Here is a 3,406-nt window from a genome sequence, read left to right as displayed (position 1 = left end):
GGCAGCGTCAGATGTGTATACTAGACAGGCGCTCGGCGACGGTTCCGGTGCCGGCGAGGCGGCCGACGGTATGGGCCGCGCGCCGGTCTCCCGGTCGTCATCCGTGCCGTTCAGCAGCGCGATGACGCCGCCGCCACAGCAGAGCAGCGCCAACGCGGCGACCACGGCCACCACGATCAGCGCGGTCTTGCTGCCGGAACCACCGCTGGGCTGTGGCGCGCCAAGCGGGTACCCGGGCGCAGCCGGCGGATAGCCGGTGCCGCCAGGCGGATAGCCGCCCTGCTGGTAGCCACCCGACGCGTACGGTCCGGGCTGCTGGTAGGCGCCGGGCGCCTGGTAGGGGTCGTGCGACGGGTACGCGGCACCGGCCTGCGGATACCCGGCACCGGCCTGGTACGGGTCGTGCTGCGGGTACCCGCCAGCGGCTGCCTGGTGCGGCGCGTACGGCGATCCCGAGCTGGGCGGCTGGGGGGCACCCGAGGCCGGGTAGTGCGGCGACCCGGAGACCGGCTGCTGGGGCGAGCCGGCGGACGGGTACTGGGGAGAACCGGAGACCGGAGGCTGGGGTGCGCCGGAGACCGGCGGCGCGGGCGGCGGCTGCGGGGTGGCCCAGGCACTGTCGGGCTCGTCGGGTGGGGCGGCCCACGTGCCGTCGGGCTGCGCGTCGGCCGGCTGCCCGACCGGCGGCAGGGGTGCCCACGGATCACTGGGCGGCTGCGGCGGCTGGTAGGGGTCCTGCGGCCCGGATGGGGGCTGGGGGTCGCTCACCGTACTCCTCGGGCACCTGACGTCTAACGCGAACCGCCTGACGCTACCTCGGGCGGGCAACACCGAGCGGCCACCGGTAGGGGTCCGAGCGGAGGAGGGCCAGGGGCCGTACGGCCCGGTCAGGGGCGGTGACGCTCAGGCGCGTACGGGCGAGGGCGGGCGTGGACGCCTCACTCCGGCAGGAGTACGGCGGCGGTGCGGACCAGGTCCGCGTCGACCGCGTACCGGCCGGTCACCAGGGTGGGCGGACGGTCGACCGGGGCGGCGTCGATCCGGGCCGGTGCGATCCGCGCGGTGAAGGTCCCCGCGTCGGGGTCGAGCTCCACCACCGCGTCGTGGAAGTCCAGCCAGGTGCCGACGATCGGGTGCCACACCTTGTAGACCGTCTCCTTGGCGCTGAACGCCACCGTCGGCCAGGAGACGCCGGAGGGCAGCCGAGCGTACCGGTCCTCCTCCTCGGGCAGGCAGATCAACCGGCGTACGCCCGGGCTCAGTTCCTTGTGCTGCTCGGCGTCCATGCCGACCCCGCGCACCTCGCTGCGGCGCGCGACCGCCGCCGCGCAGTAGCCCCGGGTGTGGGTGATGGTGCCGACCGTGCCCGTCGGCCAGACCGGCGCGCGGTTCTCGGCGGCGAGCACCGCGACCTGCGGCAGGCCCAGATCCGCCATGGCCCGGCGGGCGCAGACCCGGCCCGCGGTGAAGTCACGGCGCCGGCTGTCCACCACGCGTTCCCCGAGACCGGCCGCTTCCTCGGCGTGGAGTTGCCCGGACCAGTCCTGCTCCCGGGCCACCGCCACCGCCACCTCGGGAGGCAACAGGTCACGCACGCGCGATCACCGGGTGGTGCGTTCGGCGGCCCGTCCCGGTACCGTCGACCGGCGGCGAGTGCTCTGCGTCAATGCGACGCGTACGGTGGGTCGCGGTGGTCATGGTTGGTCAACGTACCTCAATGACGTAACACCGTGTCGATCCCGGGCGCTGTACGAAGCGCACGGCGCTCGTGGCGCGGCGGCGGGTGCCCACCCGTGGTCCTGTGTGGAGGCGGAAGGGAGCGCGATGACAGGTGTGGCGGATCGCTCGGGGAGTGCGGTGGCCGGGACCGGTGGTGTGGAGCGGCTGGCCGAACATGCGCCGGCAACTCCCGACTGGACCTGCGGCACCTGCGGCGCGGACTGGCCCTGTGAGCCGAAACGTGCCCGGTTGCTGACCGAGTACGGGACGGATCGGCCGATGCTCAGTGTCTATCTGGGCGCGTGCCTGGCCGCCGCCGTCGAGGACCTGCACGCGCCCGGACCGACCTCGTTGCAGGACCGGTTCCTCGGCTGGCTGCCCCGCCGCCCGAGGGACCCGGCGAGTCCGCCGCCGACGTGATCGTGGCCACCCTGTCGGCGGGACCGGGTACGCCGCTGGCCAGGCAAAATGTGAGTTGGTTTCCGGTTGGGCGTGGCGGTTCTCCGCCTCCAGCCGAGGGCGCGGTTCGGTGGAGATCCTTGTCGGGACAGGCCCCGGTCGGAAATCTGACCCGAGCTGCCCCGTTGTGCCGCTGGTCATGGGTGGTTAAGCTGCAGAGGCGCGCCCCAATCGCCCGCTTCCCCCGTGGCAGGCGATCGGGGCGCGTCCTATTGTCCGGACTGAGTGCCCGGACCGACGTGACAGGGCCCGCACGCCACAGCGTGCGGGCCCTTCGCCGTCGGTGTCAGATCCAGCGACCGTCCAGCCACATCCGTGCGGACCACTCCGCGTACGGCAGCGACTGACCGACGAAGATCGGATAGAAGTACGCGAAACAGAGGACGACGAGCACCATGTACGCCCCCACGATCACCCCACCCACCAGGCGGCGGTCCCGGGTGGCCTCGTCGTCGACGACCGGTCGGGTGCCGCTCGGTCCGGCCGGCGAGGCGATCGCGCCGAGCACGTAGACCACCGCCAGCACGAGGAACGGCAGCGCGGGCGCGGTGTAGAAGGAGAACATCGTCCGCCCGTCCAGGGCGATCCAGAACCAGGGCAGCAGACCGGCGGCCACGCTGAGCAGGATCGCACCGGCCCGCCAGTCCCGGCGGGCCAGGCCGAGCCAGACCAGCGCCACCAGCGCGGGCAGGAACGACCACCACAGCAGCGGGGTGCCGAGCAGGAGGATCTCCTCGGCGCAGCTCGCCGCGCCGCAGGGGCTGTCGCCGGTCCAGTGGAAGGCGACCGGTCGGCCCAGCAGCAGCCACTGCCAGGGCCACGACTGGTATTTGTGCGGGTCGTCGAGCTGGCCGTGGAAGCCGAGCGCGGCCTGGTGGTACTGGATCAGGTTCCACAGCGCCCCGACCACGGGCAGGTCGCTGAGCCCGGCGTCCGGGTAGCGCTCGGCGAGCCGGTAGTAGCCCTCCTGGCTGCGCAGCCAACCCGACCAGGACGCCACGTAGGTGACCGCCATCAGCAGGCCGGCGAGCGCCATCCACGGCACCCCGTCGAGCATGGTGGCCCGCCACGGCCGGGGCACCCCCGCCGCTCGGCGGACACCGACGTCCCAGAGGAGCATCAGCAGTGCGAACGCGGGCACGAAGAACAACGCGCTCCACTTGACCGCGAAGGCGCAGCCGAGCAGGACCCCGGCGGCGAGCCGCCACCAGGGCCAGTTCCGCCAGCC

3 protein-coding genes and 1 pseudogene are annotated in these 3,406 nt (G+C 73.3%); 1 reads left to right on the top strand and 3 read right to left on the bottom strand.

Going from position 1 to position 3,406, the window contains the following annotated elements; translation table 11 throughout:
• Nucleotides 1–768: pseudogene (locus EYA84_RS29130) on the bottom strand (hypothetical protein); the annotation flags it as partial.
• A gap of 170 nt (nt 769–938) precedes the next feature.
• Entirely contained in the window at nt 939–1,595 is a 657-nt protein-coding gene (locus tag EYA84_RS29125; RefSeq protein WP_131057220.1) for a 4'-phosphopantetheinyl transferase, read from the bottom strand.
• Between the two features lie 229 nt (nt 1,596–1,824).
• Between EYA84_RS29125 and EYA84_RS29120 the strand changes: the two genes are divergently transcribed.
• Complete coding sequence (locus EYA84_RS29120; RefSeq protein WP_131057218.1) at nt 1,825–2,139, top strand: hypothetical protein; 315 nt, start codon at nt 1,825–1,827, stop codon at nt 2,137–2,139.
• Nucleotides 2,140–2,464: 325 nt separating this feature from the next.
• Here the strand turns inward: EYA84_RS29120 and EYA84_RS29115 are convergent.
• A partial coding sequence (locus EYA84_RS29115) for a dolichyl-phosphate-mannose--protein mannosyltransferase (RefSeq protein WP_394347630.1) occupies nt 2,465–3,406 on the bottom strand: 942 nt, incomplete at its 5' end.

Source organism: Verrucosispora sp. SN26_14.1 (assembly GCF_004307965.1).
GTDB lineage: Bacteria > Actinomycetota > Actinomycetes > Mycobacteriales > Micromonosporaceae > Micromonospora.
This window is presented reverse-complemented; position numbering and strand designations above follow the sequence as displayed.